We start from the raw sequence: 18174 nt of genomic DNA on the forward strand, positions 1-18174 counted from the left end.
TCTCCTGTACTGATTAGCTATTTAAATACTTATCTTAAGCTGATGGAAAAATTATAGACAATTTGCCGTATATCTCCTATCAGTAATATCCTTAATTTTTGTAAGACATTAGCCATTGTTATTCGATATTGAATACCAGTACTCAGGTTCTTGTAAGTGGTAGCCTTGTGCGTAATCAATTCCTATATCTTTGATAATATTAAATATTTCTTCTGTTTCTACATATTCGGCGACAGTTTTTATCTTTAATTGAGCTGAAATATTATGAATAGCTTCAACAAATACCCGATCATTGCGGTTACTTGCTAAGTCTTTAACAAAAACGCCATCGATTTTAACAAAGTCGATAGGAAGTTTTTTCAGATAATCAAAAGAAGCCAGGCCAGTACCAAAATCATCTAATGAAAAGGTACACCCTTTGGATTTCATTGCGTACATAAAATCCAGTGCGTTTTCCAAATAAGAAATCGCCGAAGTTTCGGTAATCTCAAAATTAATTCTACTTGGCGCAATGGAAAATTGACTAAATAATGATTCAACAAAAGCGATAAGCCTTTTCTCGCTTAGCGTTTTGCTTGACAGGTTTATGTTATATAACGCGCTATCTCGTTCGCCTTGTGCGGCTAAATATTCAAAAGTATGCGCTAATACCCAAAAATCTATTTTAGCCATAAAACCATATTTTTCTGCCACAGGTATAAAGTTTGAAGGCAAAATAATATTGTCATTTTGGTCTTTGATTCTGACTAAAATCTCATATTTCTGTTGGCTCTTATTGTTGGTGTCAATACCAACAATTGCCTGGCGATAAAGTAGCAGATTATTTTGATTGAGTGCTTTTTTCAAATCGGTCAGCTTTGTAACTTCTTGCGTTCTAAGCTGAATTTCGGGGTCATCTGTTTCGTAAAACTGAGTAATATTTGTGCCTTTGGTTTTTGCCAGACGACAAGCATGATCGGCAGCTGATAAGACATCATTGATGTCTGAAAAATTAGCATCTATTTTTACCACCCCAAGACAAATACTGACATTTAAATTTTCACCTCGCCAGTCAAACTCGAACTTTCTGACAGCCGACTTTATATTTTCACAAATACTGACTAACTCTTGATCACCGGCATTCTTAATAATTACGGCAAACTCATCTGAACTGAGACGACTGAGTAAATCATTACCTGGAATTGATTTGCGTAATAAAATTGCAAATCGTTTTAGAAATTCATCGCCTGCTTCAAACCCAAATGAAGTGTTGAGTAGCTGAAATTTGTCGAGATCTATCAAAATAATAGCCGGTCGAGAATTAGTCAGTCCCTGTTTACTGTGCTCAAGAATTTTACTTAAGGTTTTCTCAAGATGACGTCGGTTAAACAATCCAGTAAGGCTGTCCCGACTTTCTTGATAAACTAAGCGTTTTGAAAGTTCAACAGCAGTTGATAAGTCTTCAATCGTGATAGCAAATCCCTTCACTTGTGCTTCATTATCGTGAATTAAAGCAAATTTAACCGCAACAGGAATATGCGTCAAATCAGGTAATTTTAAAGTCAAATTTGAATATTCTGGAATTTGGTTGTCTTGAAAATTTTCAATTAGACGATTAAATGATTGAATTTGTGTTTCTTGCAAATTATATAATTCGCACACTGAAGGAAAAGGTTTGCCAAGTAATTCTGGTGTTGTCATGTTGAGTAATGCTTTGGCACTGGAGTTAGCAAAGGTAATTTTAAAATTTCGATCAACTGAAAATACTGCCTCGACAACTGAATTAATTAAAATTTCCGCTTTTTTTCGAGACTCGTTTAGCTCTAACTGAGATATGTATTTTGACTCGAGGTTACGTTTTATTGAAAGTAATACAAAAAATAATAATAGGGTAATTATGGTCCAGGTAATGAGCGACTGCCATAACGCTTTATTGAGTAATTGCGATTTAGTTTGTGGGTCGAGTCTAATCGCAAAACTCCAGCGAGTATTGGGAATGGAAAGCGAATGTTCAAAATCAGCCAGAGTTTGTTGATCGAGAATGTTTGTCCCAACCAATTCTGTTGTTGTCTCTGATGAAACCTCAATAAACCCTGTTTTATCATTTCTTAACAAAAACAACTGTTGAAATGGAAGTTGATACTTTTGTAACAGGTTGGCAATAAAATCAATATTAAAGGCTACAAAAATATAGCCTTTTTGCGGATTACCGGGGTGACGAGGTTGAATTAAATCGTAGTGCGCCGAACTTTTACTGCGATGTAAAAATAAACGCTGTTGTTGTCCAAGTTGAGTCGTCTCTGAGACTTCTTCGAGGCAATCTGGTAAAAAGTTACCTGTAATATGTTCGAGTAAATTAATACCGCTTGGCGAAATGATCGTATATAAACGGCTTGAGGGCAGTTCGTTGCGCATTTTATGTAGTAAATCAATATAACCTTTCTCATCAACATTTTTAGGATTACTGGCTTGTCGTTCAAAAGCTTTTTGATTGGCACTTAAAAACAAGGCTATTTTTAAGCGTTGAGTATTCATGGTTTGTGTCAGTTCTTTTAAAATAGACTGACTTACTGAGTTCATTAGCTCATTCTGATAGTTGATTTGCGTTCTGCTAAGAGAAATAGCCTGAAGTAATAATAAAATGGCGAAACCCATCACTGCCAGAATAAACAAACTATAGATTGCTTTAAGCTGACTATCTTTTTGTTGTTTTAGGTTATCGTTCGTCATTAATACATCGTTATAATTAAATTATGCTAAGTATAGCGTCTCAGTCATTTTTAGCGGAAGTATTTTTTTGAGTTAAATCAATCGCTTTATCATCAGAAACCGACTGCTCTATGGACAAGTTTGAATGTTGGTCTGTAGAGTGATAGTTATCTGGATGTTTTCCTTGAAGGAAATATGCAAAAGCAATAATTTTTGCAACCGCAAGATAAAGTGATGGTGGAATCTCATCGCCTAATTCTAATCTGGCTAATACATCAATCAGTATTGGATCTTGATGAATATGGATATTATTTTCCTCGGCTTTCGCTATAATTCTTTTCGCCAACTCGCCACTACCTTTGGCAACCAGCGTAGGCGCTTTTTGACCATCATATTTCAGTGCGGCTGCTTGTAGCTTGTTTTTTTGCTGGCTTTTTGAATGAAGCGGTGTGTCTGATGTTGAGCCAGCGCTTTTACTATTCATTACAATATAAACCTGATTGTATGGTTAATTTAAATACTGAGTTTATTTTAATCGATGGCATCATGTTCGACTAAATCCGCATATCGACTTTGGATTCTACATTGTCCAATAAGGTTTCAGGTACAATACCTTGATTCCCGTTCAACTCTTCAATTTCCAGCCCTGCTGCTAAAAATGAATCTTTTAATCGATCAAGGTTATCAATTAATAAATCGTTGGTCGAGGATTTAGCGGCGAAAAAGCGTGTAGAAATTCTTTCTCCACATAAGGTGACTCGCGCAAACATTGGACCAAGCGGGGCTAAGTCGAATCTAATGGTTACACTCCAACTTTTTTTCACCATTTTTTTATTGTGTTGGCCTTCACCTTCAAAAAGCAATTCAAATGAATCAATTTTTCCCTTGTGAAAGATTGGCATATCAACTAAAAACTGTTGCAAACTAACCGATTCATTTTTTAAACTTAATAGCTGATTGTGTTCAATCTTAACCAAAGTCTGATTAATTTCATTTAGCATTTCGCCCAAAATCCGTTGTTGATTATTTGCAAGCAATTGTATCTGTTGTGATGTCATTTTTGCCGATGACTTATCGAAATGTTGTAAGGATTCAAATAGACGGTTTAATTCGGATGAACGAAATAAGAGTTTATTCAGATTTTCGGTTTGATGTTGTTGACTGACTATTGACTGAGATGGATTTGCTTGCTGTGTGTTGCTTGAAGATAAATGAGCTGAGGCCGTCGATGGACTGCCCTGAGTTGCCGCTGGTAATAAGCTTTTTTCAGCGGTACCTGAATGATCTATTTTAAGTGCGCTAATGATTAATTGTAACTCTGGCATTGTGATTAATTGTTTAAATAATTTATCTGCCAGAATGGGCTTAAATAGATGTGTATTTGTAATGTTATTTAATTGCTCTAACAGAGTTTTAATTTGCAAACTAATAAATTTTAAGTCTGTGCTTTGTTTGAGCGATTTACCCATGTTTTCGGTTGGCTGTTGAGTTTCAGACATGTGAGTTGTTTGTAAATTTTTTTCTGACTGTTTATTCGATTGCAAGAGCGTTTGTGGTAATTGTGTTTTGGCTAATGGTTGTTGGTTTTCTTTATGGGATTTCAGGTTCAATGGCGCGTTGGTCGGTTGAGCCTGTTGTAGTGCGAAAGACTTTTGTTTTGCTGGCTGATCAATGCTAGCGGTTGAAGCCCACTTCGATTCTAAAAAATGTCCACTGGACTGTAATCGATTTGCAATATTGAGTTTTTTATTTTGACGGGAAAAATCAATACCGTTGCGTAGTTGATTTAACAGATTAAATAGTCGAGACAATCCATCGAGTAAATCACTTTTACCAGATAGGCTGCTGAATTTAGACATTATTTCGACGGTTGAGTCTCGATTAAATTGAATAAATGGTATTTTTGTTGAGGTAAGTTCTTTTCCATTTAAACTATTGAGCAATTTGCTCTCGAGTTGAGTTAATTGATTTAAGTGATAAGCCAATGGTCGCGGTGAAGATACTGTTTTGGCTAAAAAGTCGTTGATAGCCTGCTTCAAAGGGATTTGCTCGGTTGTCACAGGTTGGTTGTTGATATTCAGTGTTGTCTGATTTGATGGAGAGCGCTTTGCGTCATTGGCTAAACCTGGTTGAAGCAAAGTGTTGTTGGTTGTATTTTGTACACCGCTATTTTGTGGACTGTTATTCAGTCGACTATTAGTTTGCGTGCTGCTATTGAGGAGATTAGCTGCTGTTGCCTGTAAATCATTCTGTCGAGTTGGACTTAAAAGAGTTATTTGGTATTCGCCTGATTTGAGCTGACTGAGTTTTGCCTGATTAAATAAAATGACTGATATTGCCTGATTTGGTTTAGAGTCGTTAGTGAATAGTTTTAATTGGAGCTGATTATTGACAACGGCAAGTTGTACTTGTGGTTTTGTTTGTCCGCTGGATATTTCGCTGAAATATTTAACTAGCCCGTTGGGCAACAACAATTGTAGATTCGAGGTTGCGGAAGTCTGTGCAAGTTGCTTATTGTTTAATGGGCTCAGGGCAACTTGAATTAATTGAGAGTCACTCAAAACGATTTTGTTCACCTCAAAAGACCGATTTTGAAAACCAGCTAACAATTGAGCGACGCTTTTATCAATCAAAGTCGTCTTAGAATGACTAGCTTGGTTCTCAACTCTTGGAATACGCACACTATTTGCCTTGTAATATTGGTAAAACGAATGCCATTGATATAGTATAGCCGCTGTTTTGAATGGGCTCATAAAGCCCGAAAAAATTTGTGGCTTTATAAGAGGTTTTTGTGGCATCACTTGAGCAACAATACAGCTTGAAAAATCAGTTATCAATTACTGATTTGTCTGTTTTTCGCTCTGAGACCCCCATATTTAGCCCTGTGAGTTTTACGCTTTCTGCGGGGGAGTGCATTCAGGTTCGTGGCCATAATGGGGCAGGCAAGACAACGTTGCTACGTGCGGTCTGTGGATTGAATCAAAACTTTGAGGGACAAATCTGTTGGAATGGTGAGTCTATTTTTAAGCAATCAGCAGATTATTATCAGTCACTACTTTATATTGGCCACCATCTCGGGTTAAAGCCCAAATTAACCGCCGAGCAAAATCTAAATTTTTACCGCAAACTCCGCTTTCCTGCTGACAAAACTAGTATTTTAAATGCGCTCAGCCAGTTTGGTATTGGTGACTATTTTGACGAAACGGTGGCTTATATGTCGGCGGGGCAGAAACGTCGAGTTGCATTATCACGTATTTTAACCGAGCCTGTACCATTTTGGATTCTTGATGAACCAATGGTGGCGCTAGATATTGATGGCCAAAAATCGCTCGAAGGACACTGTAATCAGCATTTAAACAAGGGAGGGATGTTGTTAATTACCTCTCATCAGCCGATCAGTGGTATTCAAAATTTACAAGAGGTGACCCTGACATGAGTCACGCTTTAAGCTTGATACACCGCGAGCTGTCGGTGGTGATGAAAAGCCCATCTGAGTTTGTTTATCCGCTGGCTTTTTTCCTGATGGTAACCACTATGTTTCCATTAGCGGTAACGCCTGAGCCGATGCAATTGGCATTTATAGCACCAGGGGTTATTTGGGTAGCTGCGCTGCTTAGTTTATTGTTATCATTACAGGCATTTTATGTCACAGATTATGAAGATGGCAGTTTAGAGCAACTGCTACTTAGTGGGGTTTCTGGACATACAGTTATTATTGCTAAAGCAACAGCAAACTGGATTGTAACTGGGCTGCCTTTAGTGCTTATGGCGCCAATAATTGGCGTATTATTGCATTTGGATGCACAGGCTAACTGGCTGGCAATGTTGGCACTATTATTGGGGACACCGAGTCTATGTTTCATTGGTGCCATAGGGATGACTTTAACGCTGGGATTACGCAATGGTGGAGTATTGTTAACTCTACTGGTTTTGCCTTTGTTTATTCCGGTTCTAATTTTTGGGGCATCGACAGTGGAAGCCGCTTCTGTTGGTAGACCTTATAACGGTCAGATTGCAATTTTAACGGCTATTTTAATCTTAAGTACGATTCTTTCACCTTTTGCGGCGGCAGCTGCCATGAAAGTTTCAATTGATTAGGTTTATAGAAGGCTTATGTGGAATTGGTTTTATCAATTAGCATCACCAAAGTGGTTTTATGAGATTTCTGCACGGCTTATTCCTTGGTTTAGTGGAATTATGCTGATTTTATTTGTCGTGGGACTAGTGCTTGGGCTGTTGATGTCGCCTGCGGATTATCAGCAGGGTAATACGGTTCGAATTATGTATATTCATGTTCCAGCAGCTTATTTATCCATGATGGCCTATATGGTCATGGCCATAACGGGGGCAATTGGACTGGTATGGAAAATCAAGATGGCGCATATTGTTTCGGTCAGTTGTGCATCAATAGGCGCAATGTTTACCGCACTAGCTTTATTAACAGGGGCAATATGGGGGCGTCCCACCTGGGGAACATACTGGATTTGGGATGCCAGGTTAACATCTGAGCTAATTTTGTTATTTTTGTATCTGGGTTTTATTGCATTACATAATGCTTTTGAGGACAAAAGGACTGCCGATAAAGCTTCTGCAATCCTGGCTTTGGTAGGCGTGGTCAATATCCCGATCATTCATTTTTCAGTAGAGTGGTGGAATACGCTACATCAGGGAGCAACCTTGAGTAAGTTTGAAAAGCCATCTATGGATATTGAAATGTTATGGCCGCTGCTAATTATGATATTTGCTTTTAAGTTTTATTTCTTTTTAACCTTAACTTTAAAGGTTAGAGCTGAAATTCTGCTACGCGAAAAACAGGCTAACTGGGTTAAAAAACTGGTTGAGCAGACTGGTCGTTAATTCGTTTTCGAGAGATAATCTGATTTATGATTTATTTTGATTCTGTATCTGATTTTTTAGCAATGGGCGGTCATGGATTTTTTGTTTGGCTTTCTTATTTAATTGTCGTTTTAGCATTGTTAATTCAATATTGGCGCGCAAAAACTGCGATTAATCAATCTCTGGTCACGTTGAGTCAGTATTATCGAAAGCGTTCGCAAAAAGCATCTGCTATTGATGATCAAAAGTCAGGTTCTACGAATGATAAATTGACTGGTGATGAGCGCTCAGTCACAGCAATCAGTGATAATGAAAAGATTGAGTTGAGGTAATTTCAATATGGCCATGAAACCACATAGACGTAAAAAACTTTTTTCGATTATTGGCGGTGTGTTAGCCGTATCAACTGTCGTTGGATTAGTGCTTTATGCCAGCGATCAAAAAATGAACTTGTTTTATACCCCGACTGAAATAGCTCAGGGAATGGCGCCAACTGATAAAGTTATTCGGGTTGGTGGTCTGGTTAAAATGGGGAGTGTTGAGCACGTAGAGCGGGCTGATTCGGCATTAGAGACTCGCTTTGTTGTCACCGATCAAAAGCTTGATATTCCTGTCACCTATAACAAAGTTTTACCTGATCTATTTCGTGAGGGGCAAGGCGTTGTAGCGCTAGGCAAAATGGATAATCAAGGTATTTTTGTTGCCAGCAGCGTACTCGCTAAACATGACGAAGAATATAAAGCGCCTGAAGTTTTAGATGCATTAGAGCGGGCCGGACATCCAGTTAAAAGAGATTAAAACTCATGCAAGCGGAATTTGGACAATTTTTATTAGTACTGGCATTTTTTATGTCGTTGGCGCTAGCCGTTTTTCCAATGGTTGGTTCATTTACACGACACAGCTTTTTACTTAACTCAGCCAAGCCACTGACTTATTTGATATTTGCCTCATTGTTTGGCAGTTTTTTATGCCTCGAATATGCATTTTTAATTGATGACTTTTCCGTCACTTATGTCGCTCAGCATTCTAATTCTTTGCTGCCGGTTTATTATAAAATTACCGGCGTTTGGGGAGGACACGAAGGGTCATTTTTACTTTGGGTGTTAATTTTATCGGGTTGGATGTTGGCGGTTGCCATTAAAACCCAGCAGTTTCCGCTAGTTCGCTATGCACGAGTTCTAGCGGTACTTGGATTAATATCTTCGGGGTTTGTTTCCTTCCTGCTGTTTACTTCAAATCCCTTTACTCGAACGCTTCCTTTCTTTCCGGTTGATGGGGCAGATTTAAACCCTTTACTGCAAGACTTTGGTATGATTTTTCATCCTCCCATGTTGTATATGGGGTATGTAGGTTTTGCCGTTGCCTTTTCCTTTGCCATTGCGGCTTTAATTGAAGGCAAATGGGATGCTGACTGGGCAAGACTTACTCGACCTTGGGCTATAGGCGCTTGGTCATTTTTAACGGGGGGGATCGCACTTGGTAGTTGGTGGGCATACTATGAACTCGGTTGGGGCGGTTGGTGGTTCTGGGATCCTTCTGAAAATGCTTCATTTATGCCGTGGCTAGCTGGAACAGCACTGATTCATTCTCTGGCCGTAACAGACAAGCGTGATTCATTTAAAAGATGGACGCTAGCCTTGTCATTGACTACATTTTCATTAAGTTTATTAGGAACTTTTATTATTCGTTCGGGCGTACTAACCTCGGTCCATGCGTTTAGTAATGACCCCGCTAGAGGCGTCTTTATACTTGCCTATATTGCCGTAGTTATTGGCGTATCTTTAATTCTATTTTTATTCCGTTCTGGCAAGATTACCCGAAGTGTCAAATTTACCGTACTTTCTAAAGACATGTTTTTGCTGGTTAATAATATTCTGCTTTTATGTGCGGCATTTTTTGTATTTTTTGGCACATTTTACCCATTATTTGCCGAAGCGTTTGGACGCAAAATGTCTGTGGGCGCACCATACTTTAACGCAGTATTTCCATGGCCCATGTTTATTCTGTTTGCGATGTTAGGCGTTGGTCCTTTGTTGAATTGGAAGCAGCATGATTTTTCAAAACTAAAAAGTACGCTAATAAAAATGGGAATCGTTGCACTGATTTGCGCTATTGCTGCGACTTGGATGTTAGGTGAGTTTTATCTTTGGGTATTAGGTGGTTTGTTGTTATCGCTGTGGATTGCGTCTTCGAGTTTCTTTTTTGTTATGCAAAGCGGTAAAAAATCTGCATCAGTTTTTGAAAAAATTGCAGCAATGTCTCGCGCTAGTTGGGGAATGGTAATTGCGCATATTGGTGTTGGGGTATGCTTATGTGGAATCGTCATCAGCAGTTTGCATAGTGTTGAAAAAGATTTGCGAATTCGAACTGGGCAAGTAGTCAGCGTTGCCGGTTATCAATTTGAGTTGCTGAAGTCTGAGAAAGTTAATGGTCAAAATTATATAGCTTCTCGCGTGAGCTTTAATGTTTCTCGTGATGAAGAGGTTATTGGTATTTTAGCACCTGAAAAACGTTTTTATCTTGCTGGTAAGCAGGTGATGACCGAAGCTTCAATTGATGCTGGTATATTTAGAGATATTTACATATCACTAGGTGAACCACTAGATAGCAGCGAGAGTGTATGGGGCGTACGTATCTATGTGAAACCATTTATTCGCTGGATTTGGATGGGCGCTGTTTTCATGGCCTTAGGTGGTGTTATTGCTGCGTTAGATAGACGATTTGCCAAACATAAAGCCAAAATGGCTGCTAACGTTCCGTCGACTGATAGTCCCACAGTAACGAGTGAGCCGCATCCACTTGCCGGGAATCATTCTGTTAGCGGTAAACAATCAGTTACCAGTAATTAATCTGTTGTTGGCTTATAAGTAAGAAATGTTGTATGAGTAATCAATCTAAAATAATTAAAATATCAAGTATTGCCATCATATTTTTTGGCTTTATTGGGCTGTTTTTTTGGGGGCTTCAGCAAGACCCCAGTAAATTACCTTCTCAATTAATTGATTCGCCTGTACCTCAATTTAGTGTGAAAGAATTGCTGGATGACAAAAGACTTTATACAAATGCGATATTTGAAAATAAAATTACATTGCTTAATGTTTGGGCAAGTTGGTGTGCGGCTTGTTATACCGAACACCCTTATTGGAATGAATATGCTAAAAATAAGGAATTGCAAATCGTTGGATTAAATTACCGAGATAAAAAAGAAAAAGCATTACACTTTTTAAAAACTCAGGGTAATCCTTATGAAAAGATTTTATTTGATGATAATGGACGACTAGGAATTGAATTTGGGGTTTATGGTGCACCTGAAACATTTTTGATAGGACCAAATGGCAAAGTCCGTTATCGACATGTTGGCGTTGTAAGCCAAGATGTTTTTGACTCTCGATTTATGCCATTAATCGATAAAATTAAAAAGGGGTTTTAAATGCAGCGTTTTAGTTTTTTTCTCCTGTTGTTTTTATCGCTAAAAGTTTTTGCGTTTGTAGAATTAATGGAATTTGACTCTCCTGAACAGGAAAAGCGCTTCAAAAATTTAATTGTTACTTTGCGTTGTCCAACGTGTCAAAATCAAAGTCTGGCTGATTCCAATTCCATTGTTTCTGAAGATTTAAAACAAATTGTTTATGAAAAAATAAAAGCAGGCGAAAGTGATGAGCAAATTAAAGCTTTCATGAAACAACGTTATGGCGAATTTATTCTGTTTAAACCTGAAGTTAACGAAGCAAACTGGTTTTTGTGGATAGGACCGTTTATTTTTTTAGTAATATTCCTAGTATCTTTTTTCATTTGGTACAGTCGAAATAAGGAAGAAATTAACAATGACTGAATTATGGATTGCCATTATTCTTGTTCTGATTTTTAGTGTAGTTTTTGTTTGTTATTCAACCTTTTCAGACAATCAACAAGCGTCAAACGTAAAGGCTTATAATCATAATAAATTGATGCTGATTTTACCGTTGCTGTTTTTGATCATTACTCCGGTTGCTTATTTTCAACTGGGGTCCTATAAAAAACAAGCAGATTGGAATCGGGTTAAAAACAGTGCAGAGACACTGCTCAATAATGGTGATTTGTCAAATGTTGAAATGAACATGCAAGATTTAATATTAGCATTACGCACTCAAGCATTTGAAAATCCACAAAATGGACAGTTATGGTTTGAATTAGGTCAGGCGTATGCAAATCTGCAAATGCGTGATTTAGCAATGGCTTCACTTCAGCGTGCGGTTCGTGTTGACAATAATCCTGATTGGGTTGTCGCAACTGCGCAAATAATGAGTGCTGGTGATAGTAGTGATGATTTAAAGCAAGCCGCTAATATGTTAATGCAAGTACTTGAGCAAACACCTGATCATCAAAGCGCTTTGTTAACTTTGGGATTTGTTTATTATAAACTTGCGCAATTTGAAGCCGCTATTGAAGTATGGACTAATCTGGCTGCACAACCTGGAATGTCAGAACGCTCTAGAAACTTCATTCAACAGCAAATCAGTGAAGCGCAACAAGCTCTCGAATCACAATAGTGTTGTTGGTAGAAATATTAGCTATTGATTTTGCATAGATATTTTAATGATCACTCGCAATGGCGGTTGTTTAGTGTTCTATATGCAATTGTTATAGCGTATTAATCTACATATCTGTTGAGTGATGTATTTAAAAATGATTGAATCAATCGTTTTTCGTACACGGCTTTTGCTCTGTGGCTAATCCTCACAATGACTAGAATTTGATTCATTGTTATAAATTTCATATTGAATTTTGGTTGAAATCTACTCACTTGTTTGATGTCTATTGATAGCTGGAACTGTTCTTATCTCTGTTTTACAGAAAATCAGTTAACCTGAATATTATTTAAGATTATTTGAATAGTGTTTTGAGTTAAAAATGGTTATCTTTCCAACGACCTGTTCACCATAATAAAAATTGTTTATTTTCAAAGCATTTTTGTGAACAAATACACATTTTGTTATTGCAAACTGAAGGTGACTAGTGCATCTTTGCCAATGGGTTAATTGAGGAGTCAATTGGTTAGTTTATTAGGTTAATTCTGTGAGTTAATGTAAGATCGGCAAACAATCAAAAAATATGCTATAAAAAAGACTCAACGCCCATTGCCGAATGCTTTTTTGTGTGTAACATCTGGCGGGAAACCAACTCTATGAGTTACCCATAACTATTCGGGTTTATATATTTAAATCATTTAGGAGCTAAACTCTCATGAAAAAACTATCTAAAATTGTCGCTTTGGTCAGTTCATTATTTTTGATTTCGGTTTATGCCAACGTTGCCACTGCAAAATCAAATCCTTTTGCAGAAAAAGCACAACAAATCCAGACTCTGGCAGGAGAAGGTAAATGTGGTGAAGGCAAATGTGGTGACAAAAAAGGTAAAAAAGAAGGTAAAAAAGAAGGCAAGTGTGGCGAAGGAAAATGCGGTGATAAAAAGGAAGGTAAGTGCGGCGAAGGAAAATGTGGCGACAAAAAAGGTAAGAAAGAAGGCAAGTGCGGCGAAGGAAAATGTGGCGATAAAAAAGGTAAAAAAGAAGGCAAGTGCGGCGAAGGAAAATGTGGCGATAAAAAAGGTAAAAAAGAAGGTAAGTGTGGCGAAGGAAAATGTGGCGACAAAAAAGGTAAAAAAGAAGGTAAGTGCGGCGAAGGAAAGTGTGGCGGTAAATAAACCGATATTTACATTTCTTATATAAGTGTATCTGGTAAACTCCACCTTCATTTTATATGATGGTGGAGTTTCTGCATTTATCTGCTGAATTTTTACCATTCATCATTCATTTATTGATAATACATTTTAAGTACTTTTGGGGTGTCTATTTTGTACAGAATTTTGGCTTGTATCGTTACCATTATCGCTATGACCGGATGCGCTGGTAAGTCAACTCATAAAGGTGATCCTTGGGAGCAATGGAACCGTAAAGTTTATGATTTCAATAAAAGTGTTGATAAGACGATAGCTAAACCATTAACGCAAGGTTACAAAGCGGTTACACCCGATATTGTGGAGCAAGGGATCAGTAATGTTTTTGCTAATCTGGGTGACATACCTACTATGGTGAATAACTTGTTGCAAGGCAAAGTTGTTGACTCTATGTCTGATTTGGGCCGAATTGTTATTAATTCTACCATTGGAATTGCTGGGTTATGGGATCCGGCAACAGAGATGGGATTGATGAAGCATGATGAAGATTTTGGACAGACTCTGGGGGCATGGGGAATGAATCCTGGTCCATATATTATGCTCCCGTTTTTGGGGCCTTCGACGTTACGTGACACAGCTGCTTTTCCTGCAGATTCAAAATTGGATTTGTTCAATCAAATCAATCATATACCAACTCGTAATCAACTGACGTTTTTGCAACTGGTCGATCAACGTTCAGCACTAATGAAGTATGAAGATCAATTGCGCGATGTTGCCGATGAATATGCGTTTATTCGAGATTTTTATCTACAAAATCGTCGATATAAAGTATTAGACGGCAATATCCCATTTGAAGATGACTGTGAAAATCCTGACGACTGCGACTTTTAATCTTGGCTGGTTTCTATTTTTTAATTGCTAGAAGATTTTAAAACCAAGCGTATGGGACAAATTTTAGTATACATATCATTAAAAACTGCATGCTAACAATGGTGAGATAAAATTGACGATTTTACCAGGATTGAACATTCTGCCTATGGTTTGTTTGATTAATAAGCTGTTTTAAGGAAAGAGGATAACTTAGCTTGCCTGCTTATTTTATCTAGCGTTTACCAATTTAGAGTTTACCAATCTAGAGTTAAGAAAATATCAGATTGAGCACTGATCAACTTTGCAATTTATATTCTGCTGCTTGGGGTTTATTGTGTTAAATAGTTAATGAACTGATTTAATAACGCATCAACATTCATACCGCTAATTATTTAACACATTAATATATTCTATAAGTTATTTTACACCATCGATGGTTCCAGCTATTTCGTAGCGTCCATCGTCTAGTACTTCTACTCGTTTTACTTCAAATTTTGCTTGCAATGGAGGTAATTTGCTTTGCTCCGATCGAATATCTACTTCTAAGATCTGACCCATTGTAAATTTTTGATCGGTGATAAACATTACTCCGTCACCACTTAAATTTTTACTGTCACCTTCATATTTATTTCCAGTATCGGTATCAGTAATAGTGACTTTTGCGTCGACAAACATCCGAATAAAGTTTCTTTTTTCTTCATAATCCTTATTCATTGACGGCATTAAGTACCTCCTAGCAGTTCTAATAGGATATAATTGATTTTCGTTTATAAACAATAAGACGTCAATCAAAAACGCGCAACTATTTCTTGTGATTATTTAATGGTATGTTATAAATTCATACAATAAGACCGTTCTTCAAGGTGAGGTGGATCGTTTGCATGGATTCGGGGAAAACAGGGCTAGAGCCGATGTTTAATACCAGTAAAGTGCTGGTAATCGATGATGAACCGCTGGTTAGAGAGAGTGTTGTTATTTATCTCGAAGATAGTGGATATCAGGTTTTTGAAGCCGTTGACGGCCAACAGGGTATCGAGCACTTCTGTGAGTTTAACCCGGATGTTGTGCTTTGCGACTTACGTATGCCCGGCATGGACGGACTTGAAGTGTTGCGTAAGTTGAATGAAATTTCACCTAACACACCGATTATTATTGTCTCTGGCGCTGGTCAGATACAGGACGTTGTAGAGGCGTTGCGTCTTGGGGCACTCGATTATCTGGTTAAACCTATTACCGATATGGCTGTGTTAGAAAATGCCATTATTAATGCGCTCAGAAGGCATCAGCTTGAAGAGGAAAATAAGGCTTATAGAAAGGAGTTAGAGCTTGCAAATAACGAGCTGGAGCGCAATCTAGAACTTCTGCAACAGGATCAAGAAGCTGGCAGAAGGGCTCAGTTACAGTTACTACCAGAACCCGATGCAACCATTCAAGGTTTTAGATTTCAACACATGATCATTCCATCACTCAATCTAAGTGGTGACTTTATCGATTACTTTCAAATTTCTGACCGCTATCTAGGGTTTTATATCGCCGACGTATCAGGTCATGGTGCGGCCGCTGCATTTGTTACCATGACTTTAAAAAGTTTGATAAATCAACCATTAAGACAATATCGTCTGGGTGAGAATGAGGCCATTATCAATCCTGCCGAATTTATAAAATATCTAAATCGAGAATTGATCGGCGCCAATCTCGGAAAGCATATCACGGTATTTTATGCGGTAATTGATGTGGTCTTAAATCAGCTGAATTATTCTGTTGCGGGACAATATCCTGCTCCTATTATTTATAATAATCAACAAATCAACTTACTCAAAGATGGTGGATTTCCTGTCGGTCTATTCGATTGGGCTGGTTTTGAAAATAAGACTATGCCAATTGCGAATGATTTTAAACTGGTTATGGTTTCCGATGGTTGGCTGGAATTACATTCAACTAATGATTCGCCTGCTGAGGAATCTCTTTTATTGGATTTTGTCGCGAAAAATCCATTGGATATAAATTCATTTATGAGCCCGGTAAAAGGCTACTCTAAGTCAAATATGCCGGATGATATTACTATTTTTATTGTTTCAAAGGAAAACCCATAATGGATGGAGCAATATACGCTGCAAGTGTCGATGGTATTGACTATATCAAGTTTGTTGGCACCGTAAGATATTCTCATTGTTCAGGGTTAGAGGCGTACATTGATACGCTTTTTGCTGAAAACCCGTGTAATGAAATTGCTATAGATCTCGAAGATGCAGAAATACTCGATAGTACTGCATTGGGATTACTGGCAAAAGTTGCCATTGAAATGAAAAAACGTACCGAGAAACGACCAGTTATATTTATGGCACCAGGTGAACTGACAAACATTATAAAACGTGTTTGTTTTGACCAGGTTTTTAGTCTGGTCTTTGATAATCATCGTCAGCCAATCGAAGAACTCGAAGAATTGGTGGCCCAACCACAAGATGATGAAACGGTTTTAAGACGTGTTATTGAAGCTCACCGCAATCTCGCTGAATTAAGTCAGGAGAATAAAGCGCTATATACCGATATAACTAATGTTTTAAAGTAGTTACAGGGTATGCCACATTAGCTGATTGGCTTCACCATTTCTTTTTAGGGCCAAATAAAGTGTCATCAGGTGCCTCATCCTGTGATACTTCGGTAGGCTCCTGCTTTGGTGCATCGTCAAAAGAAAGTTCGGTATTAAAGGCTTTTTGCGGAGTACTCATAATTAATTCGAGTAAGTCTTTTTCCAGTTTTTTCAAGCGTTCATTTTTATTGGTCACTTTGGCCATCATTACTTGTGCTGTTGAAAATTCGCGCTGCGCCTGAACATATTCGTGTTTGGCCAATGAGTCTTTACCTTGCTGAATGTAAGCACAAATTTTAGATTCAGAAATCAAGCCCATGATACGATTGATAGCTTGCGGCACCAGGCCACTAAGCCCGCCACTGGTTTTGCGTACTTTAAGAATATATTTTGCCAGTTTTGATAACTGATTAATTTGAACTTTGAGTTGTTCTAAATCACTCGGTATATTCAGGCTCTGACTATCTACTGGAGAAGCGGGTTGGTTAAGGTTCTCTTTTAAAATATCAATATTTCGGTTATTAGTTGAATCATCAGGTACTAAATGCTGAATCGCTTTAAGATTAGCCAGTGTGTACTGGATCAGTATTTTTCTGGTTTCGGGGCCCACCGGTAAATGACTGATATTACTCAATATGGTTGATGCCTGATTGGCTCGGTAGCGATACTGACTAATGCGTTGGCGTAGTGCTGCTTTTTGTTCTTCCCGTTTTTGAATAAAGGTGATCACTGCAACGCAGCCAATCAAAATAATTGTAATCGATAAAATAATTGTAAAGTTCATTCAATTTCTACTTAAAAGCTTTGTTTTTTATTTTTATGGTTAAATTCAATAGATTCTCTTTTGGGGTCAGGGAATAATAATCTTGAAAACACCGCCTCCCAGTCGGCCACCATTATTTAACAATATTTTCCCTTTTTTTTCACCATGATAATGCAACTCGGCTACCTGTTGGGCAAAAAACAAACCTAATCCCGTGCTACCAGTTGATTGATTAATACCTAACATATAATTACCCGCCAGTTCCAACATTGGTCCAGGATAACCCGGACCATCATCATAAATTGCAATTTCAACGGAATCTGTAACTTCAGCGGAGATTAAAATTTGTGAATGTGCATAACGAATCGCATTACCAATAATATTCGATAACACCATAGAGAGTAGAGATTCGTCAAATACGGCCTCAGTCATATCATCGGCCTCAATCTGGTAGCTAAATCCTTTTGCCTGTAAAAGTGGTTCATTGGCAATGATTTGCTCTTCGATAAAGTCATACAAGTTATGATAACTGGGATTAAATGGTAATTGATTGTTTTCAATTTTATATAAGGCGAGTAATTGCATCATTGCATTGTTTACTCGAGAAGATTCATATTGAACAATGCCATATTCGGGTGAAGCTTTTTCTTTGGGCAAATCGTTGAGTAAGCGATTGAATGCGTTGAGTAACATACCCAATGAGTTTTTCATGTCATGTACTGTTGATGCTAGGATTGTACTAAAAATATTTTCATTTTGATTATTCATCTCA

At 37.8% G+C, this 18174-nt stretch carries 19 protein-coding genes; 13 read left to right on the forward strand and 6 right to left on the reverse strand.

The annotated features are described in order from the left end of the window. Positions 1 to 108: 108 nt before the first annotated feature. The 3 genes from ABVT42_RS12065 to fliK all read right to left on the reverse strand — a co-directional run bounded on the left by ABVT42_RS12065 (position 109) and on the right by fliK (position 5369). Positions 109 to 2709 carry a sensor domain-containing protein gene (locus ABVT42_RS12065; RefSeq protein ID WP_353895940.1) on the reverse strand — a complete coding sequence of 867 codons (2601 nt, stop codon included), beginning with the start codon at positions 2707 to 2709 and terminating at the stop codon, positions 109 to 111. Positions 2710 to 2749: 40 nt separating this feature from the next. Further along, complete coding sequence (locus ABVT42_RS12070) at positions 2750 to 3172, reverse strand: EscU/YscU/HrcU family type III secretion system export apparatus switch protein (RefSeq protein ID WP_353895939.1); 423 nt, start codon at positions 3170 to 3172, stop codon at positions 2750 to 2752. Between the two features lie 70 nt (positions 3173 to 3242). Further along, complete coding sequence (fliK, locus tag ABVT42_RS12075; RefSeq protein ID WP_353895938.1) at positions 3243 to 5369, reverse strand: flagellar hook-length control protein FliK; 2127 nt, start codon at positions 5367 to 5369, stop codon at positions 3243 to 3245. Between the two features lie 110 nt (positions 5370 to 5479). Here fliK and ccmA point away from each other — a divergent pair, with 110 nt between their 5' ends. From ccmA to ABVT42_RS12130, 11 genes are all read left to right on the forward strand, one after another. Next, positions 5480 to 6124, forward strand: coding sequence for a cytochrome c biogenesis heme-transporting ATPase CcmA (gene ccmA, locus ABVT42_RS12080; RefSeq protein ID WP_353895937.1), 645 nt, complete (start codon positions 5480 to 5482; stop codon positions 6122 to 6124). Then, entirely contained in the window at positions 6121 to 6786 is a 666-nt protein-coding gene (gene ccmB, locus ABVT42_RS12085; RefSeq protein WP_353895936.1) for a heme exporter protein CcmB, read from the forward strand. The genes ccmA and ccmB overlap by 4 nt, the downstream gene beginning before the upstream one ends. Before the next feature lie 15 nt (positions 6787 to 6801). Further along, positions 6802 to 7545 (forward strand): heme ABC transporter permease, encoded by a 744-nt coding sequence (locus tag ABVT42_RS12090; protein ID WP_353895935.1) that lies wholly within the window; start codon positions 6802 to 6804, stop codon positions 7543 to 7545. Positions 7546 to 7571: 26 nt separating this feature from the next. Then, a complete protein-coding gene (gene ccmD, locus ABVT42_RS12095; protein WP_353895934.1) occupies positions 7572 to 7856 on the forward strand; it encodes a heme exporter protein CcmD in 285 nt (94 codons plus the stop codon). A gap of 13 nt (positions 7857 to 7869) precedes the next feature. After that, a complete protein-coding gene (ccmE, locus tag ABVT42_RS12100; RefSeq protein ID WP_367023838.1) occupies positions 7870 to 8322 on the forward strand; it encodes a cytochrome c maturation protein CcmE in 453 nt (150 codons plus the stop codon). A gap of 5 nt (positions 8323 to 8327) precedes the next feature. Continuing rightward, positions 8328 to 10373, forward strand: coding sequence for a heme lyase CcmF/NrfE family subunit (locus ABVT42_RS12105; protein ID WP_353895932.1), 2046 nt, complete (start codon positions 8328 to 8330; stop codon positions 10371 to 10373). Positions 10374 to 10405: 32 nt separating this feature from the next. Further along, the gene (locus ABVT42_RS12110) at positions 10406 to 10954 is read left to right on the forward strand and encodes a DsbE family thiol:disulfide interchange protein (RefSeq protein ID WP_353895931.1); all 549 of its coding nucleotides are present in this window, start codon (positions 10406 to 10408) and stop codon (positions 10952 to 10954) included. Then, a complete protein-coding gene (locus tag ABVT42_RS12115) occupies positions 10955 to 11356 on the forward strand; it encodes a cytochrome c-type biogenesis protein (RefSeq protein WP_353895930.1) in 402 nt (133 codons plus the stop codon). Further along, positions 11349 to 12053, forward strand: a complete 705-nt coding sequence (locus ABVT42_RS12120; RefSeq protein ID WP_353895929.1) for a tetratricopeptide repeat protein — start codon at positions 11349 to 11351, stop codon at positions 12051 to 12053. Before ABVT42_RS12115 ends, ABVT42_RS12120 begins: the two co-directional genes overlap by 8 nt. A gap of 694 nt (positions 12054 to 12747) precedes the next feature. Further along, positions 12748 to 13206, forward strand: a complete 459-nt coding sequence (locus ABVT42_RS12125) for an HvfA family oxazolone/thioamide-modified RiPP metallophore (protein WP_367023841.1) — start codon at positions 12748 to 12750, stop codon at positions 13204 to 13206. A gap of 150 nt (positions 13207 to 13356) precedes the next feature. After that, on the forward strand, positions 13357 to 14070 hold the full coding sequence (locus ABVT42_RS12130; RefSeq protein ID WP_353895927.1) for an MlaA family lipoprotein: 714 nt from the start codon (positions 13357 to 13359) through the stop codon (positions 14068 to 14070). A 396-nt stretch (positions 14071 to 14466) separates the two neighbouring features. Here the strand turns inward: ABVT42_RS12130 and ABVT42_RS12135 are convergent, their stop codons facing one another. Continuing rightward, complete coding sequence (locus ABVT42_RS12135) at positions 14467 to 14772, reverse strand: PilZ domain-containing protein (RefSeq protein WP_353895926.1); 306 nt, start codon at positions 14770 to 14772, stop codon at positions 14467 to 14469. A gap of 158 nt (positions 14773 to 14930) precedes the next feature. Between ABVT42_RS12135 and ABVT42_RS12140 the strand changes: the two genes are divergently transcribed. Further along, a complete protein-coding gene (locus tag ABVT42_RS12140; protein ID WP_353895925.1) occupies positions 14931 to 16142 on the forward strand; it encodes a response regulator in 1212 nt (403 codons plus the stop codon). Then, positions 16142 to 16618 carry an STAS domain-containing protein gene (locus ABVT42_RS12145; RefSeq protein WP_353895924.1) on the forward strand — a complete coding sequence of 159 codons (477 nt, stop codon included), beginning with the start codon at positions 16142 to 16144 and terminating at the stop codon, positions 16616 to 16618. Before ABVT42_RS12140 ends, ABVT42_RS12145 begins: the two co-directional genes overlap by 1 nt. A 31-nt stretch (positions 16619 to 16649) precedes the next feature. Here the strand turns inward: ABVT42_RS12145 and ABVT42_RS12150 are convergent, their stop codons facing one another. Further along, on the reverse strand, positions 16650 to 17423 hold the full coding sequence (locus tag ABVT42_RS12150; RefSeq protein WP_353895923.1) for a hypothetical protein: 774 nt from the start codon (positions 17421 to 17423) through the stop codon (positions 16650 to 16652). Between the two features lie 66 nt (positions 17424 to 17489). Next, on the reverse strand, positions 17490 to 18170 hold the full coding sequence (locus tag ABVT42_RS12155) for a sensor histidine kinase (protein ID WP_353895922.1): 681 nt from the start codon (positions 18168 to 18170) through the stop codon (positions 17490 to 17492). Positions 18171 to 18174: the final 4 nt, after the last annotated feature.

This window comes from Aliikangiella maris, assembly GCF_040719265.1.
Taxonomy (GTDB): Bacteria; Pseudomonadota; Gammaproteobacteria; order Enterobacterales; family Kangiellaceae; genus Aliikangiella; species Aliikangiella maris.